This window comes from Brevibacterium sp. GP-SGM9, assembly GCF_047300845.1.
In the GTDB taxonomy this organism is placed as follows: Bacteria; Actinomycetota; Actinomycetes; order Actinomycetales; family Brevibacteriaceae; genus Brevibacterium.
Genome location: NZ_CP178563.1, coordinates 736,382 through 752,558 on the forward strand (window position 1 = coordinate 736,382; position 16,177 = coordinate 752,558).

Annotated in this window: 14 protein-coding genes; 4 read left to right on the forward strand and 10 right to left on the reverse strand. The window is 64.4% G+C overall.

Going from position 1 to position 16,177, the window contains the following annotated elements; translation table 11 throughout:
* Nucleotides 1-34: 34 nt before the first annotated feature.
* From ACH82I_RS03290 to ACH82I_RS03305, 4 genes are all read right to left on the reverse strand, one after another.
* Entirely contained in the window at nt 35-1,978 is a 1,944-nt protein-coding gene (locus ACH82I_RS03290) for an ABC transporter ATP-binding protein (protein ID WP_230743751.1), read from the reverse strand.
* Nucleotides 1,975-3,009, reverse strand: coding sequence for an ABC transporter permease (locus tag ACH82I_RS03295; protein WP_413335456.1), 1,035 nt, complete (start codon nt 3,007-3,009; stop codon nt 1,975-1,977). Before ACH82I_RS03295 ends, ACH82I_RS03290 begins: the two co-directional genes overlap by 4 nt.
* A complete protein-coding gene (locus ACH82I_RS03300; RefSeq protein ID WP_413335458.1) occupies nt 3,006-4,550 on the reverse strand; it encodes an ABC transporter permease in 1,545 nt (514 codons plus the stop codon). The genes ACH82I_RS03295 and ACH82I_RS03300 overlap by 4 nt, the downstream gene beginning before the upstream one ends.
* A 105-nt stretch (nt 4,551-4,655) precedes the next feature.
* Nucleotides 4,656-6,461, reverse strand: coding sequence for an ABC transporter family substrate-binding protein (locus ACH82I_RS03305; RefSeq protein ID WP_413335460.1), 1,806 nt, complete (start codon nt 6,459-6,461; stop codon nt 4,656-4,658).
* A gap of 262 nt (nt 6,462-6,723) precedes the next feature.
* Here ACH82I_RS03305 and ACH82I_RS03310 point away from each other — a divergent pair, with 262 nt between their 5' ends.
* Nucleotides 6,724-7,299 carry a hypothetical protein gene (locus ACH82I_RS03310; protein WP_269067086.1) on the forward strand — a complete coding sequence of 192 codons (576 nt, stop codon included), beginning with the start codon at nt 6,724-6,726 and terminating at the stop codon, nt 7,297-7,299.
* Here ACH82I_RS03310 and ACH82I_RS03315 read toward each other — a convergent pair whose 3' ends face one another.
* The 4 genes from ACH82I_RS03315 to ACH82I_RS03330 form a co-directional block, all read right to left on the reverse strand.
* Complete coding sequence (locus ACH82I_RS03315) at nt 7,300-7,956, reverse strand: MBL fold metallo-hydrolase (RefSeq protein WP_413335462.1); 657 nt, start codon at nt 7,954-7,956, stop codon at nt 7,300-7,302.
* Complete coding sequence (locus ACH82I_RS03320) at nt 7,950-9,020, reverse strand: NADH:flavin oxidoreductase/NADH oxidase (RefSeq protein ID WP_413335463.1); 1,071 nt, start codon at nt 9,018-9,020, stop codon at nt 7,950-7,952. The genes ACH82I_RS03315 and ACH82I_RS03320 overlap by 7 nt, the downstream gene beginning before the upstream one ends.
* Nucleotides 9,017-9,829, reverse strand: a complete 813-nt coding sequence (locus ACH82I_RS03325) for an alpha/beta fold hydrolase (protein ID WP_230743744.1) — start codon at nt 9,827-9,829, stop codon at nt 9,017-9,019. The genes ACH82I_RS03320 and ACH82I_RS03325 overlap by 4 nt, the downstream gene beginning before the upstream one ends.
* 61 nt (nt 9,830-9,890) lie before the next feature.
* Entirely contained in the window at nt 9,891-10,532 is a 642-nt protein-coding gene (locus ACH82I_RS03330) for a thymidine kinase (RefSeq protein WP_230743743.1), read from the reverse strand.
* 194 nt (nt 10,533-10,726) lie between these two features.
* Between ACH82I_RS03330 and ACH82I_RS03335 the strand changes: the two genes are divergently transcribed.
* From ACH82I_RS03335 to ACH82I_RS03345, 3 genes are all read left to right on the forward strand, one after another.
* Entirely contained in the window at nt 10,727-12,955 is a 2,229-nt protein-coding gene (locus ACH82I_RS03335) for an NADP-dependent isocitrate dehydrogenase (RefSeq protein ID WP_413335466.1), read from the forward strand.
* 67 nt (nt 12,956-13,022) lie between these two features.
* Complete coding sequence (locus ACH82I_RS03340; RefSeq protein ID WP_230743741.1) at nt 13,023-13,493, forward strand: lipopolysaccharide assembly LapA domain-containing protein; 471 nt, start codon at nt 13,023-13,025, stop codon at nt 13,491-13,493.
* Between the two features lie 3 nt (nt 13,494-13,496).
* Nucleotides 13,497-14,141, forward strand: coding sequence for a 4'-phosphopantetheinyl transferase family protein (locus ACH82I_RS03345; RefSeq protein WP_413335468.1), 645 nt, complete (start codon nt 13,497-13,499; stop codon nt 14,139-14,141).
* Nucleotides 14,142-14,305: 164 nt separating this feature from the next.
* On the opposite strand, the gene ACH82I_RS03350 is transcribed toward ACH82I_RS03345, so the two are convergent.
* Together ACH82I_RS03350 and ACH82I_RS03355 are read right to left on the reverse strand one after the other, a co-directional pair.
* On the reverse strand, nt 14,306-14,701 hold the full coding sequence (locus tag ACH82I_RS03350) for a hypothetical protein (protein ID WP_230743739.1): 396 nt from the start codon (nt 14,699-14,701) through the stop codon (nt 14,306-14,308).
* Nucleotides 14,695-16,152 (reverse strand): PLP-dependent aminotransferase family protein, encoded by a 1,458-nt coding sequence (locus ACH82I_RS03355; protein WP_230743738.1) that lies wholly within the window; start codon nt 16,150-16,152, stop codon nt 14,695-14,697. The genes ACH82I_RS03350 and ACH82I_RS03355 overlap by 7 nt, the downstream gene beginning before the upstream one ends.
* Nucleotides 16,153-16,177 lie beyond the last annotated feature (25 nt).

Sequence of the window (16,177 nt, forward strand, 5' to 3'; positions counted from 1 at the left end):
GTGTTCACGTGCAGGTGGCCGTACAAGTGGGTTCTCAGGCGTTCGCAGTGGCCTCGAGGACGGCGTCCCTGGCTTCACGTCGCTTGCGCTGCTCCTTCGGGTCCGGGACCGGAACCGCGGAGAGCAGGCGCTGCGTGTACGGGTGAACCGGGTTGGCCACGACCTGCGAGCTCTTGCCGATCTCGACGAGGTAGCCGTGCCGCATCACCGCGATGCGCGAGGCGATGCGCTCGATCACGGCGAGGTCGTGACTGATGAAGAGGCACGCGAATCCGTACTCCTTCTGCAGCCCTTCGAAGAGGTCGAGGACCTTCGCCTGCACGGAGACGTCGAGCGCCGATGTCGGCTCATCGGCGATGAGCAGCTTCGGACGCAGCGTCAGTGCTCGGGCGATGCCGATCCTCTGCCGTTGCCCGCCCGAGAGTTCGTGCGGGTAGCGGTTGCGCATCGAGGTCGGCAGCTCCACCGCGGACAACAGGTCCTCGACCCGTTTGCTCAGGGCCGGCCCCTTCATCCCCTCGTGGAGATAGAGCGGTTCGCCGATCGACTCACCGACGGGCAGCCTCGGGTTGAGCGAGGAGCCGGGATCCTGGAACACGATCCCGACCTCCTTGCGCAGAGGCCTCATCTGCTTGTTGCTCAGGCCCTTGATGCTCTTGCCGTTGACGACCATATCGCCCTCGACGGTCGGCAGCAGGCCGAGTGCGGCGCGCCCGATCGTGGTCTTACCCGAACCGGACTCACCGACCAGCCCCACGACCTCGCCGGGGCTGACCATGAGGTTGATGTGGTGGGCGGCGCGGAAGGCCTTCTTCCGGCCGATCGCCGGATACTCGATGGCCGCGTCCCGCAGCTGCAGGGCCGAAGGCTGTGAGAAGTCGGCCTGGGATCCGGGGTGGTAGTAGGTCTCCGTGGAGTCCATCTCGATCTGATGATCAACCTTCCCACGCTCGGCGATCTCACGCGATTCGGTGTCCAGATCGTCAGTCCGGCTCCCGCCTCCCTCTACCACGGTCGCGGAGCCGGCGTGCGTCGAGTCCAGAGAATCACGAGATCCGTCGATATGCGGATCGATCTCTTCTTCCTCACGATGTGCGGAGGAGATAGATTCGACAGCGTCGAGATTCGAGCCGAACACTGCACCGTCTGCCCCGGCTCCAAGGTGCGGCACAGCTTCGAGGAGCTGCTTCGTGTACGGATGCTGCGGTGCATAGAAGATCTCGTCGGCTGAACCCGCCTCCACCACGCGACCGGCCCTCATCACAATGATGCGGTCGGCCATATCGGCGACTACGCCCATGTCATGTGTGATGAGGATGATGCCGGCGTCGAGCTTCGACTTGAGTTCACGCATGAGCTTGAGGATCTCGGCCTGCACCGTGACGTCGAGCGCCGTGGTCGGCTCATCGGCGATGAGCAGCTTCGGCTGGCAGGCCAAGGCCTGCGCGATCATGATGCGCTGACGCTGACCGCCAGAGAGCTGGTGCGGGAACGAGTGGAAGCGGTCCTCCGGATCGGGCATCTCCACGAGGCGCATGAGCTCGAGAGCCCGCTCTTTTGCCTCCGTCGGGCCGATGTCTAGGTGGACGCGCAGCGTCTCCACGATCTGGTACCCGGCGGTGTAGACCGGATTGAGAGCGGTCATCGGCTCCTGGAAGATCACGGAGATCTCATTGCCGCGGATGCGCTGCATCCGCTCCTGCGGCATGCCGATGAGTTCGGTTCCGTTGAGCTTCGCCGAGCCTGTGGCCCGACCGTTGCTCGGCAGCAGTCCGAGCAGGGACATGCTCGACTGTGACTTTCCGGATCCGGACTCGCCGACGATGGCAAGCACCTCGCCCGCGTTGACCGTGTAATTGAGGCCTTCTGCGGCCGTCCACCATTCGTCGCTGACCCAGAAGCTGACGCCGAGGTCGTTGACGTCAAGGATCGGTGTGCCCTTTTCAACCGGTGTCTGAGACTCTGACTGTGCGGTCATCGCTTCGCTCCTTTCTGCGCCATGCGTTCGGCTTTCTTCATCTTCCTCCAGCTCGGGATCGTCTTCATACGCGGGTCGAAGGCATCGCGCAGACCGTCGCCGATGAAGTTCACACACAGAGCGATGACGATGATGAACAGACCGGGCCACCAGAACAGCCACGGGCGGGTGGCGAAGGAGGTCTGGTACTCGCTGATCAGCTGGCCCAAGGAGATTCCCGGAGGCTGGATACCGAAACCGAGGTAGCTCAGGGAGGCCTCGAGCACGATCGCCTGGCTCATGATCAGCGTGGTGTTGACGATGATCACGCCCATCGCGTTGGGCAACATGTGCTTGAACATGATGCGGAAGTCGCTGGCCCCGGCGACCCGTGCCGAGTCGACGAACTCGCGTTCGCGCAGCGACAGGAAGTCACCTCGCACCAGACGTGCCAGACCGACCCACAGAATCGCACCGAGGGCGAGGCCGAGCATCGGTCCGCTTGCGCCGCCGACGAGAACGCCGAGGATCGAACCGACGACGATGACCGGGAGGATGACGAAGGCATCGGTGATGCGCATGAGCACCGAGTCGATCCAGCCGCGGTAATAGCCGGCCAGCGCACCGACGACCGTTCCGATGACGAGGCAGACCGCCCCGATGATCACCATGACGACGAGCGAGATCTGCGTCCCCTTCATCACCCGGGCGAAGTTATCGCGGCCGATCTCGTCCTGTCCGAACGGGTGCTGACCGGGAGAGAAGATGTTCGACAGCGACCACGTCGGTGCTCCGCCGGGATTGACGACGGGCCCCGAAGCCGTGTGGGTGAACTGCCACCAGCCGGGGATCGCGCCGACACCCAGCGCGGTGAAGGCGAAGAGCGCCACGATGGCGAGGACGCCGATGCTGATCATCGCGCCTTTGTGGCGGAGGAACTTCTGGAAGACGATCCTGCCCTGTGACAGACCTTCGGTCTCCTTGGCTTCGATCGCATTGTCTCCGACCTCGGCGAGATCGGCGGAATTCTGATTGTCGTAGTTGGTACTCATGCGTTCACTCGGATTCTCGGGTCGAGGACGGCGTAGAGGAAGTCCGCGACCAGGTTGGCGATGATGGCGAGCAGGCCTGTGATGAGGATGTAGGCCATGATCGGATCGAGTTCGGACTGCCGCATCGAATCGATGAAGAGCTTGCCCATGCCGTTCCAGCCGAAGATCGTCTCTGTGATCACGGCACCGCCGATCATCGTGATGATGTCGACCGGGATGATCGACGCCAGAGGCAGCAGCGCATTGCGCAGGGCATGGCGCATGATCACGGTGCGTTCGTTCAGGCCTTTGGCCCGCGCCGTGCGAATGTAGTCCTGTCCCATCACCTCGAGCATCGATCCGCGAGTGTAGCGGGTGTACGAGGCGAAGGAGATGAGGATCAGTGCGATCGAGGGCAGCAGCAGGTGGGTGAATGAATCGAGGTTCGTCAGCCAGAAGTCTCCATCCATGTTCGGGGCCGAGGCACCGATCGTCGCGATCGGACGATTGTTGATCGCCGGGTCGTTCGAATACTCGGTCCATCCCTGGAGCACCCGGTCCGCGAAGATGAGAAACGCGATGATGATGGCCGTGAAGCTCGTCGTGCGCACAGTGTCCCAGGGATCTGGACCGCGGAAGGCGAGACCGACCGCAACGGCGACGCCGATGGCGACGATGAGCAGTCCGAACATCCACAGCCAATTCATCTCCACGTAGTAGAAGAGGTACTGCAGCGGCATGTACAGCAGGGCACCGATGACGGCGATCGACAGAGTCGCGTAGAGGACCCGCTTGTTCTTCAGCCCCGTGGACAGGAAGGTCATGACGACGGCCGCGCCGGCGCCGATGACGATGATTCCGACGATGCCGATGCTCGGCTGCTGCAGCCAGCCGCTGGCGAGAATGTAATAGATCGTCGCGAAGGTGATGATCGATGCGGCCAAGAAGGTGATGAGGCGGCGTTTCGCCCCACCGCCCAAGGCACCCATCCAGAACAGTCCCATGGCGAGACAGACGAGGATGATCGGCACCCAACTGCTCAGGGTCGGATCGTTGATGAAGTTGTTGATCTCGATTGCCCCGTACTGCTTGAGCAGCACCGCGACCCAGAACACGGGCAGCGAGTAGAGCAGGAACGAGACGAAGGTGATGAAGTAGTCGAAGCCCGAGTACTGGCGGATCGCGGAGATCATACCCACGGCGATGCCCAGGATGATGGCGACGATCGTCGAGGCGGTGATGAGCTTGATCGTGTTGACGATCGCGCCCTGCAGCTGGTCGGTGACTTCCTGCCCTGATTTCCACGCGATGCCGAGATCACACTGGCCGACCACGCATCCGCCGACGCCGGCGAGCCACTTGAAGTAGCGGACGACCGCGGGCGTGTCGAGGTCGAGGAGTCTGGTCCGGGATTCATAGAGGGCCGCGATGTTCGGGGAGGTGCTCGCGCGGAGATCCCAGAAGAAGTCGAGGGCGACGTTGAGGAGGAGATAGAGAACGAAGGTGACGACGAGGAGCACGAGTGCTGTCGAGAGGAGTCGTCTGAGGATGAATCTGATCATAGTGGTGTGTCCGTTTCAAACTTCCGAAGACGCCGCTGTGGGGACCACACAGTGATCCCCACAGCGGCTTGAGCGTGGAGAAGAACCGACCTCATCGAGGAGGTGTCAGTTCGTCTCCCACTCCCAGTAGTTCCAGAACATCGTCGGCGACACAGCTGTCGACTTCACATTCTTGACTTTGTCACGGTAGATCGTCAGCTCGGGGAACTGGAAGATCGGAGCACCGAAGGCATCCTCGCTGAGCATCTTCTCCATGTCCGTGAGCAGCTCTTCGTGCTCGTCCTCCTTGGACACGAGCAGCTCGTCGAGCAGCTTGTCCATATCCGGGTTGGAGTAACCGCCGTAGTTGTTCTGAGCTCCGGTGCGGAAGTTCGCATCGTTCTCGGTCACGCCGGTGCCCTCGGACTGCCAGCCGAAGAGCGAGACATCGTAGGTGCCGTCACCGAGGCGGGTGCCCCAGTTGACGTCTCCGACGTCTTCGATCTTGAAGCCGGCCTTCTCTGCCGATTCCTTGATCAGCTGGAACTCCTGCTGGCGGCGGGCGTTCGTGTTGTCGTACATCACACGCACGGTCGGAGCGTCGGCCCCGGCCTCTTCGAGCAGCTTCTTCGCGGCGTCGACGTCGACAGTGGTCGCATCGACGACCCCGTTGGCTCCGGTGATCGCGTCGTACATCGGCGATCCGGGAACCTGCGAGTAGGAATCGCGGGTGACGGCCTGATCGTTGAGCGGCTTGATGATCTTCTCGACGATGTCCTCACGCGGCAGAGTCTTGAGGAAGGCCTGGCGGACCTTCTTCGCCTTCTCCTCATCGCCGCCGTTCGCCTCGGGGTCGAAGGGACCCTTGTTGTCGAACGTGAAGTCCACATGCTCGTAGGTAGCGCCGTCGGCCGAGTCGACGGTGACACCGTCGAGGTCTTCGGCGGCGGAGAGCACGTCAGCGGTCGCCTGCGGCTGAGTCATGTCGACCTCACCGTTCTCGACTGCCTGGATCATCGCCATCGGGTCGCCGTTGTAGCGCACGGTCACGGTCTGGACCTTGGGCTTGACGGAACCGGAGTAGTTGTCGTCGAGTTCGAGGGTGACGTACTGCCCCTCTTCGAACTTCGTCATCTTGTACGGTCCGCTATGGACGAGCAGATCCTCATCCTCGGGCATCGAGGTGAAGTCGAACCCGGTGTTCCAGGTGTTCGAGATCTTCGAGAGCTTTTCGGTGTCCTTGTCCTTGATCGCGTCGAGGATCGCCTGCTTACCTTCGGCAGCGTCGTCGACCCCGAGGGCCTTCTTCGCCACGATGTGCGCGGGCACACCGACGCCGTCGGCACCGGTGCCGAACTCGGTCTGCCAGTCGGCATAGGGCTTGGAGTATTCGAGGGTGATCTCCTTGCCGTCATCGGAGATCTCCGGGAAGTCCTTGATGAGGGCGGAGCCGGCGGTCGAGGAGTCGAAGTAGACGGTCTTCTCGTCGTTCTCCTTGACAGCACCTTCGTCATCGTTGTTCGACTCGACGGTGTTGAAGTTCGACGATGTGCCTGCCCAGGTCAAGGCGAGGTCGGCCGCGTCGACGGGGGTGCCGTCAGACCATTTGGCATCGTCGTTGAAGGTGTACTTGACCTTGAGGGGATCCTCGGAGACCTGCTCGACCTTGCCGAGTGCGCCGTCCTGAACTTCGAGGTCGCCGTCGTAGTAGCCGAAGTTGTCATTCATCATGTAGGTGAGAATGGCGTTGGAGACGGCATTGCCGTTCGCGGTCAGGGTGTTCATCGAGCGGAAGGATTCGTTCCAACCGATGTTCACAGCCGAGTTATCGGATGACTGCTCGTCATCGCCGCCGCCGGGGGGTGTGCAGGCAGTGAGCACCATTGCTGCTGCGGCAACTGAGGCTCCGGCTGCGAGGAAGCGCTTTTTCACGTTCTCTCCTTGTTGTCGTAGGGCGAGTCACCCTCGTGCTTGCATCCCAAGTCCGGGATGCTCTCCGGTCATTCGTGCCCTGATCGGGCATGTGACCGCGTTCATGTTTTTCACATGGAATGCATCAAAGCTAATCCACTCGCCACTGTGACAGAGTCCACATATTGAGCATCCTTAGGAATCGTTACCGTTTCGAAACCAAGGAAACATACAAGAAACCTGAAGTCTCAATGGATAGGATGTTCAGGTGGTAAACAGTGAGATGGGTCGCAACTCAGACGAAATTCAGCCGACGATTGTGCGGACGACGAGTTCGACGGTGCTCTTCATCGTCATCGCCGCCATCTGCGTGCTCGGCCTCGGGTCGATCGTGCTCGGGGACTTCACCATGCGCGGCCTGGCCGTGGCAGGGATTCCGGTCGCCGTGCTGACGCTCGTCTTCGTGCTCTACCGATTCCCGCGGGTCGAACTCGGACAACAGCAGATCGGCCTGGTCAATCCGCTCAAGACGATCGCAGTCCCCTGGAACCTCGTCGACGGCTTGGACACCCACTTCGGGTTGTCGGTGCGCACGCATGAGAAGACTTACTCGTCCTGGCCGTTGGCGGGCAAGGGCAAGAAGATGGAGAAGGACGAGCGCGGCATCCGCAGTCTCATGGACAATCCCAGCCCCGCTGTGGACACCGTCCTCGACCGCTATGCCGCTCTGAGCGATGCGGAGCTGGCCAATCCCCGCGGCGAGCGGACGATCACGGAGCGGTGGAATCTCGCCATTATCATCGCGCTGATCGTCGCGATCGTCTGGGCAGTGTTCGGATTCACCGCCCTGCCCAGCTGATCACCAGCCGCGCTCGCGCCACTCCCCCAGCTTCGGACGTTCGGTGCCGAGAGTCGTGGCGTCTCCGTGCCCCGGGAGCACCTGGGTCTCATCGGGCAGCTGCGCGAAGACGCGTTCCTCAAGATCGTCCATGAGCGAGGTGAAGTCCTCGGGTGACCACGTCTTGCCGGGTCCGCCGGGGAACAGCGAATCTCCGGAGAAGAGGATGGTCTCTCCCCCATCGCGCAGCAGCAGGGCGATGGAGCCCGGGGTGTGACCGCGCAGTCCGATCGCCTGGAGCACGAAGCCGCCGAAGTCTCCGACGTCGAGGTGCTCGACCGGATGGGCGATGTCCACGCCTTCGGCCTCCGTGATCGCCGCGGCATCCGGTGCGCCGGCGATGGTCAGCGCATCGGGATAGCTCGCCGAGGTGGCCCGCAGCGCCCGAATATGATCCCAATGCTGATGGGTCGTGATGATCGCACGCAGGACCGGCTCGGCCGCGGTGTCCGCGGCGCCGGCTGCCACCAGCTCCGTGATCGCCTCGGCGTCGTCAGCGGCGTCGATGAGGACCTGGGAGCCCGATTCGCGGGCGGTGATCAGGTAGACGTTGTTCGCCATCTCGGAGACGGCGATCTGCCGGATGACGACGTGTTCGGTTTCGATCGTGTTCACCATGCACCTCTCGTGTACTGCGTCGGATACGGTCCCGGCTCCACACCGAGATCGTGGGCGGCTCGCTGCGGCCAGGACGGCTCACGCAGGGCCACCCTGGCGAGGAAGATCGCGTCGGCCTGATCCGTGCCGAGGATGGTCTCGGCCTGCTCCGGATCCGTGATGAGTCCGACCGTTCCCGTGGGCACCCCTTCGGCGTGGATCGCCGCCGACAGCGGCACCTGATAGCCAGGTCCCACGGGCACCTTGACGGGAACGTTCCCGCCTGAGGACACATCGACGAGGTCGACACCGCGGGCGTGGAGGTCACGGGAGACCTCGACCGCCTCGGCGATGTCGAATCCGCCCTCCTGCCATTCGCTGGCAGAAAGCCGGACGAACACCGGAACCTGCTCCCCCACCGCAGCGCGCACTGCCTGATAGGTCTCGACGAGCAGCCGTGAGCGACCGGCCAGATCGCCGCCGTATTCGTCGCTGCGTTCATTGGACAGCGGGGACAGGAACGAATGGAGCAGATAGCCGTGGGCGGCGTGCAGTTCGACGAGGTCGAATCCGGCATCCACGGCCCGGACGGCAGCGGCCGCGAAGGCCTCGACCACCTCGGCGATGTCCTCGCTCGTCATCTCGCTCGGTTCCGCATATCCCGGATAGGCGATCGCGCTGGCTCCCAGGGTCGGCCAACCGCCCTCGGCCTCGGGGACGCTGCCCCGTGGATTGCCGTCGAAGGGACGGTAGGTGCTGGCCTTGCGGCCCGCATGGGCCAGCTGCACGCCGATCGCGCTGCCCTGGGAATGGACGAAGTCGACGACCTCGGACCAGGCTGCGGCCTGATCGTCATTCCAGATACCCGCGTCCTGGGGCGAGATGCGCCCCTCCGGGACGACGGCCGAGGCCTCGGTGAGGATGAGCCCGAAGCCGCCCTGAGCGCGGGCGCCGAGGTGGACGAGGTGCCACGTGCCCGGCATGCCGTCCTCGGCTTCGCAGGAGTACTGACACATCGGTGCCAGCCAGATGCGATTGGCGACCTCGAGGCCGCGGAAGGTGATCGGGGCGAACAGCTGAGTCATAGGGCTCCCAGGAAATCGTGGATGTGGTCGAAGACGATGTCCGGGTGTTCGGCCATCGCCAAGTGCGCGGCGTCGGGGACCGTGACGAGTTCGGCACCCTCGACCTGCCCGGCCATCTCGGACATGGCCTCGGGAGTGCAGCCGGGGTCCTGCGATCCGGCCATGAACAGCGTGGGCACGCTGATGCCGTGGAGTCCGCCGCCGAGGTCGTAGCTCTGCAGGGCCTGGGCGCAGGCGATGTAGGCCTCGTCGTCGATCGCGGCGAGATCGGCGAGGATGAGGGGGCCGGTGGCGATGTCCTCGGTGAGGAAGCCCGCGGCGAACCAGCGGTCGGCGGTGTCGTCGACGAGGCCGCGGGTGCCGTCCTCGCGGACGTCCTTGATGCGCTCGGCCCAGGATTCGGGTGTGCCGAACTTCGTCGCGGTCGCACAGGCGATGAGTCCGGTCAGGGATTCGGGGTGTTCGAGAGCCAGAGTGAGGCCGATGCCTCCGGAGATCGAGACTCCGCAGTAGGCGAACTTCTCGACGCCGATCTCGGCCAGGGAGTCGACGAGGCCGGCGGCGAGGTCGGAGATCGTGAAACCGGCACCCGCCTCGGAGCCGGCGGCCGCTGCGGCCGGAGTCGTCGAGGTGCCCGCTGCGGGGGCTGGGAAGGTGTGCCCGGGCAGGTCGGAGAGGTAGATCTGATAGTCGTCGGCGAGTCGAGCGGCCACGGCCGACCACAGCGGCAGGCGGGTGCCCAGAGCATTGCCGAACACGAGGACGGGTGAACCGGGATTGTCGTTGAAGGCATGGACTGAGATACGCATGGCAGGCTCCTAGCAGGTGACGTTAACGGAGAAGTGATCGAGTGGACGGTGCCGTTCGAGGTCAGGAGTCAACACTGGTCAGCCTACCGCCGGAGTACTCGAGATAACAGCGCGGGCACAGCGATTCGTAGGTCACCGCATTGCCGTCGATGGCGACCTGATCACCGTCGAAGATGAAGGTCCCATCGACGAGGCGGCCGTTGAACATCGCCTTGCGACCGCAGCGGCAGATGGTCTTGAGTTCTTCGAGGGTGTGGGCGATCTCGAGCAGTCGGCCCGATCCGGGGAAGGCCTTGGTCCGGAAGTCCGTGCGAATTCCGTAGCACATCACCGGCACCGAGGCGTTGGTGGCGATGCGCATGAGCGAATCGACCTGTGTGGGGCTGAGGAACTGCGCCTCGTCGATGAGCAGGCAGGCCACGGGAGCCTTCGGAGTGTCGATGGATTCGAGGAGAGCGTCGTGGTCGACGTAGTCGGCGTGCTCGGCATAGATGGTCTCGACATCGGCCTCGGGTGGGATGAGGAAGTCGACCTCCCGGGTGACGCCGAGGCGGGAGACGATCTCCGAGGCGCCCTTCGTGTCGATGTCCGGTTTGGCCAGCAGCACCCGCTGTCCGCGCTCCTCGTAGTTGAAGGCGGCCTGGAGCAGCGCGGTCGACTTGCCGGAGTTCATCGCCCCGTAGCGGAAGTAGAGTTTGGCCACCGTGCTCCTCTTTCTGTTGTCCGTGCCGACTGCCCGTGGCGACTGTCCGTGCCGACACAGAAGACTACCGGTTCCGTCTGCCGGTTCCGCCCCCGCGTGTGAGCACTCTCATCACAGGCCGCCGTCTACCGAAATCACAGGAAAGGTAAGATGAAGCTGACAAACCCCAAGACGATGCGGAGTAGTCCATCACTATGGCTAAAATCATTTACACGCGCACGGATGAAGCGCCGCTTCTGGCGACGTACTCGCTCAAGCCGATCATCGAAGCCTTCGCCACCTCGGCGGGTGTCGAGGTCGAGACCCGAGACATCTCCCTCGCCGCGCGCGTGCTGGCGCAGTTCAACGATCGCCTCCCCGAGAACCAGCAGGTCGCCGACTCGCTGGCCGAACTGGGCGAGCTCGCTCAGACTCCGGACGCGAACATCATCAAGCTGCCCAACATCTCTGCCTCGGTGCCCCAGCTCAAGGCCACGATCGCCGAGCTGCAGTCGCAGGGCTACGATCTCCCCGACTACCCGGAGGAGCCTGCCACCGCCGAGGAGAAGGACGTTCGCTCCCGCTACGACAAGGTCAAGGGCTCGGCCGTCAACCCGGTCCTGCGTGAAGGCAACTCCGATCGTCGCGCACCCGAGGCCGTGAAGAACTTCGCCAAGGCCCACCCGCACTCCATGGGCGATTGGTCCGCTGATTCGAAGACCAATGTCGCGACGATGGCGGCAGGCGACTTCCGTGACAACGAGAAGTCAGTGATCCTCGAGGCCGATGACACCCTGCAGATCCGCCTGCGCACTGCCGCCGGAGAGACCACGGTACTCAAGGAGTCCCTGCCTGTGCTCGCCGGAGAGATCGTCGATGCCACGAAGATGGACGCCGCCGCCCTCGGCGAGTTCGTCACGGCTCAGATCGAACGCGCCAAGGCCGAAGGGGTTCTCTTCTCCGTCCACCTCAAGGCCACGATGATGAAGGTCTCCGACCCCATCCTCTTCGGCAAGGTCATCGAGGCCTTCTTCCCCGAGGTCTTCGCCGAATACGGTGAGGCCCTCGCCGAGGCGGGACTGACCTCCGACAACGGCCTGGCCGCCATCATCGGCGGGCTCGACGAGCTCGCTGCCGACGTCGCCGCCGGAGTCAAGGCCGGAATCGAGAAGGGCCTGACCGACGGCCCGTCCCTGGCCATGGTCAACTCCGACAAGGGCATCACCAACCTCCACGTGCCCTCCGACGTCATCGTCGATGCCTCGATGCCGGCGATGATCCGCGTCGGCGGCAAGATGTGGAACAAGGACGACCAGACCCAGGACACGCTGGCTGTCATCCCCGATTCCTCTTATGCCGGGGTCTACCAGACCGTGATCGAGGACTGCCGCGCCAAGGGCGCCTTCGACCCGACGACGATGGGCACCGTTCCCAACGTCGGTCTGATGGCGCAGAAGGCCGAAGAGTACGGCAGCCACGACAAGACCTTCGAGATCGCCGAGGCGGGTGTCGTCGAGGTCGTCAACTCCGCCGGCGAGGTGCTGCTCAGCCACGAGGTCGCCGCCGGTGACATCTGGCGTGCCTGCCAGACCAAGGACATCCCGGTCCGCGACTGGGTCAAGCTCGCCGTCACACGGGCCCGCCTGTCGGAGACCCCGGCCGTGTTCTGGCTCGATGAGACCCGCGCCCACGATCGCAACATCCGGGCGAAGGTCGAACAGTACCTGGGCGATCATGACACCGAAGGCCTCGACATCCGGATCATGAACCCGGTGGAGGCCACCCAGTTCTCGATCGACCGGATCCGCGAAGGCAAGGACACCATCTCGGTGACCGGCAACGTGCTGCGTGACTACAACACCGACCTGTTCCCGATCCTCGAGCTCGGCACCTCGGCGAAGATGCTCTCCGTGGTTCCGCTCATCGCCGGTGGCGGACTATTCGAGACCGGTGCCGGCGGTTCGGCCCCGAAGCACGTGCAGCAGCTGGTCGAAGAGAACCACCTGCGTTGGGATTCCCTCGGCGAGTTCCTCGCCCTGGCCGAATCCTTCCGCCACGAGTTCAACGTCCACGGCAACGAGCGTGCCGGCGTGCTCGCCGACACCCTCGATGCGGCCACTGGCAAGTTCCTCGAAGAGAACAAGTCGCCTTCACGCAAAGTTGGCGAGATCGACAACCGCGGCAGCCACTTCTTCCTCACCCTCTACTGGGCGCAGGAGCTGGCGGCACAGACCTCCGACGAGGCACTGGCCGAGGCGATCGCACCGGTGGCGAAGGCACTCACGGAGAAGGCCGACACGATCACGGCCGAACTGCTCGAGATCCAGGGCAGCCCCGTCGACCTGGGCGGCTACTACTACCCCAACGATGCGAAGACCGAAGCGGCCATGCGCCCCTCGGCCACGCTCAACGAGATCATCGCCACCCTCAGCGAAAAGGTCTGATCGACTCGGTTCGATCCGTTCCGGGACCACCGACTCATGCGCCTCATCAGCGACTATGATGGGGCGCATGAGTACTCAAGACCCGCGTGGCGAATCCCAGACGCCCGAAGAGCTGTTGGCCGAGACCCAATCCGTATTGGGTGAGGACGCTCCGACGACCGGTGACACTCGCGAAGTCGAACCGCAGGGCGGAGGCGCCACACGAGGTGGCGAGGTCACGCAGGGCGGTCAGCAGCCGACCCCTGCCGGCCGGAAATCCGAGCTGCCCACAGCCAAGGGCGGGTCCGGAATGTCGGCGGGGATGTGGATCTCCCTCATCCTCGGCGCCGTCATCGTCGTACTGCTCCTGATCTTCATTCTGCAGAACAATGTTCCCGCCGACTTCCAGTACTTCGGCTGGCAGTTCCAGCTGCCGCTCGGAGTCGCCATGCTCTTCGCGGCCATCGGCGGCATCTTCATTGCCGGCATCATCGGCTCTGTGCGCATCTTCGTTCTCAGCCGCAAGCTCAAGAAGATCGACAAGGCGCTGGGCCGCTGATCGATGGCGTTCCACCCCAGTTTCACCGTTCTGCCCACTGAGCTCCCTGCCGCCCTCGTCCTCGCCGACACCGCCGCGGTTGCCGAATGGGCCCGCACCGATGACTCCGTGCTCACCGAGCAGGAGATCAACTATGCCGCCGAGTTCGACCCCGAGGTCGCGACGACCTGGTCGGCCGGACGAGTCGTGTTGCGGCACGTCCTCGGCTCCCACCTCGAGAAGGACCCCGCATCGATCGAGATCCGCCTCGACTCGGCCGGCAAGCCCCGGGTCGACGAATGCGAATTCTCCGTCACCCGCGCCCGGCGCCTGGTCCTCGTGGCGGTAGGTGAGGATCCGGTGGGAGTCGATCTGGAAGCCGTTCCCGAGCACGCCGTGGCCGCCGAGGCGATGCAGCTGCTGCACCCACAGGAGCGCGCCGAGCTCGAACAGCTTCCCGAGGAATCCCTGGCCGAAGAGTTCGTGCGCGTCTGGGCGCGCAAAGAAGCCTTCCTCAAAGCGCTGAGCACCGGACTGGCCCGCGACCCCGGGATGGACTACATCGGCACGGGCACTGCACCGCAGTCACCGCATCCGGACGTCGAGATCGACGACCTCGTGGCGGGCATTCCCGAGAGCTACCGCGCCGCAATCGCCTTCAACCGCTGACTCGAAGTCTGTGCAGCCCGTCGGATCGGTCGCAGACACGAGGCGTCAGCGAGAGGCTTTCGCCCTCGATCCACAGTTCCGTCGTCAACACCGTCTCGGGAGACGGTGTTGACGACGGAACTGTGGACTGAGAAGCCCGTGCAAGGGGAATGACCCTCAGAAGGTCACTGAGCGCGATCGTCTGCCTCGTCTCCGGCGAAGTCGGGGCCGTTGGCGCCGGTGGTGAAGACCACGGCGACGCCCAGGGAGCCGAGTCCCAGATAGCCGAACCACACGAAGGCCGCCGCCGGATTGTCCTCCAGTGCAAGGACCACCGCGACGATCGTCGACAACAGCCACAGGGAGTCGAAGAGCGCCAGGTATCTGGCGTGGCTCCTCTCACCCTTGCGCACTCCGTAGGAGATCTCCGTGGCCGCGCTGAGGAAGAGGAGCACCACGGCCGTGATGGACAACCACCTCGGCGCGAGGAGGAAGCTCTCCACTGCAGGCAGGAAGACGCAGATCGCGCCGGCGACGAGCAGCTTGAAGACGCCATCGGCGACGAACCCGAACTTCAACATGGAACCAGCCTACTCAACAGGGTCTGCAGCGTCTCAAGCGCCTGCCGGAGTACCTCGGCCTCGACGTTCGAATGCGCGATGACGATGCCGTGTCGGACATCGTTCGCGCCGGCCCATCCTTCGGCCAGGGAGGCCACGAGGATGCCGCGTTCCCTCAGCTGGGTCCGCAGCGTCTGCGCCTCCGCCTCGCCGGTTTCGATGACGAGTGTGCGTCCGTCGTGGACGAGTCCGGGGATCTCACCGATGCCGGAGACCACCGACTCGGCCGCGCGCAGCCTGCGGCGGCCCCGGGAGATGCGTCGTCGCAGTCCGCCGGAGCTGAGGTACGAGCCGATCGCCGTCTGCATCACCGGGGAGAACGCAGGACCGAGCGCCGTACGCAGCTCCATCAGTCGGATGCCGATGCTGCCGCGGGCGACGAGGTACCCGGTCGACACCGCCGAGGTGAGAAGGGTCGAGAACGTCCCGATGTGCACGACCTGCGCCGACGAGCTGCCGGATTCGGCGAGGTCGTAGAGCGTGGGCACGAGCGTGCGGGTCAGGCGGGCTTCGCTGTCATAGTCGTCCTCGATGACGATGACGTCGTTGCGTGCCGCCCATTCGAGCAGCCTGACCCGTTCGTCGACCGGCATCGGGGTCCCATGGGGGAACTGGTGGTTGGGAGTGACGACCACGGCACCCACACGAGGATCCGAGGAGGCGGTGGGATCGACCGCGGAGTCGAGGGGTACGAGATCGCGATCGGCCATCGCCTGTCGCAGGCCCGGGAAGCCGGGGTTCTCGACCGCGATCGCCCCGGTGATTCCCACCGTCAGCAGCAGCCGCAGACCGTCGCGTGAGCCGCTCGTGAGAATCACATCATCAGGGTCGACGGCCATCCCACGGCTCAGACGCAGATAGTCCGCGATCGCCCACCGGGCGCTCGGCTGCCCGAGCGGATCGATCGGCCCGGGATCGGTGTCGAGCGATTCACGCCAGGCACGTCGGAAGGCGGGCTCGCGGAGGGGGTCGTCACCGCCGAAGCCCGGCCGCAGGTCGACGTAGTTGCGCAGCCGCCGGCGCGGAGACTCCGACGTGGCCGGCCGGTGAACGCTGAGGTGCCCGGTGCCGGAGAGCTCAGGGTTGACCCGCGTGGCCGAGCGCTCGGCGCTGACGAGGAACCCTTCGACCCCGAGCTGGGTATAGGCGGTCTCGACCGACCCGCGAGAGATCCCGAGATGCGCCGACAGCCTCCGGCTCGAGGGCACCGGTTCGCCGGGGCGCAGCGTTCCGGAGGCGATGAGTCGGCGGATCTCCTGGGCGAGCTGATCGGGCAGGGGCGTGGAACTCTCCCGGCTCACCTCGACCGGCAGTGCGACACCGTCGGCGCGCGGCATCGGTGCGACCGCAGATCCGGGTGAGGTCGACTCACCTCGCCGAGGCGGCCGTCCGTTCCGCAGTGATGTGTCCATGCTCCGATCATACTGGCCCAAAATT

Bases quoted from the DNA above. Each gene is read 5' to 3' on its own strand.
- ACH82I_RS03290 (WP_230743751.1), bottom strand. From the start codon at position 1,978: ATGACCGCACAGTCAGAGTCTCAGACACCGGTTGAAAAGGGCACACCG.
- ACH82I_RS03295 (WP_413335456.1), bottom strand. From the start codon at position 3,009: ATGAGTACCAACTACGACAATCAGAATTCCGCCGATCTCGCCGAGGTC.
- ACH82I_RS03300 (WP_413335458.1), bottom strand. From the start codon at position 4,550: ATGATCAGATTCATCCTCAGACGACTCCTCTCGACAGCACTCGTGCTC.
- ACH82I_RS03310 (WP_269067086.1), top strand. From the start codon at position 6,724: ATGGGTCGCAACTCAGACGAAATTCAGCCGACGATTGTGCGGACGACG.
- ACH82I_RS03315 (WP_413335462.1), bottom strand. From the start codon at position 7,956: ATGGTGAACACGATCGAAACCGAACACGTCGTCATCCGGCAGATCGCC.
- ACH82I_RS03320 (WP_413335463.1), bottom strand. From the start codon at position 9,020: ATGACTCAGCTGTTCGCCCCGATCACCTTCCGCGGCCTCGAGGTCGCC.
- ACH82I_RS03325 (WP_230743744.1), bottom strand. From the start codon at position 9,829: ATGCGTATCTCAGTCCATGCCTTCAACGACAATCCCGGTTCACCCGTC.
- ACH82I_RS03335 (WP_413335466.1), top strand. From the start codon at position 10,727: ATGGCTAAAATCATTTACACGCGCACGGATGAAGCGCCGCTTCTGGCG.
- ACH82I_RS03340 (WP_230743741.1), top strand. From the start codon at position 13,023: ATGAGTACTCAAGACCCGCGTGGCGAATCCCAGACGCCCGAAGAGCTG.
- ACH82I_RS03345 (WP_413335468.1), top strand. From the start codon at position 13,497: ATGGCGTTCCACCCCAGTTTCACCGTTCTGCCCACTGAGCTCCCTGCC.
- ACH82I_RS03350 (WP_230743739.1), bottom strand. From the start codon at position 14,701: ATGTTGAAGTTCGGGTTCGTCGCCGATGGCGTCTTCAAGCTGCTCGTC.
- ACH82I_RS03355 (WP_230743738.1), bottom strand. From the start codon at position 16,152: ATGGACACATCACTGCGGAACGGACGGCCGCCTCGGCGAGGTGAGTCG.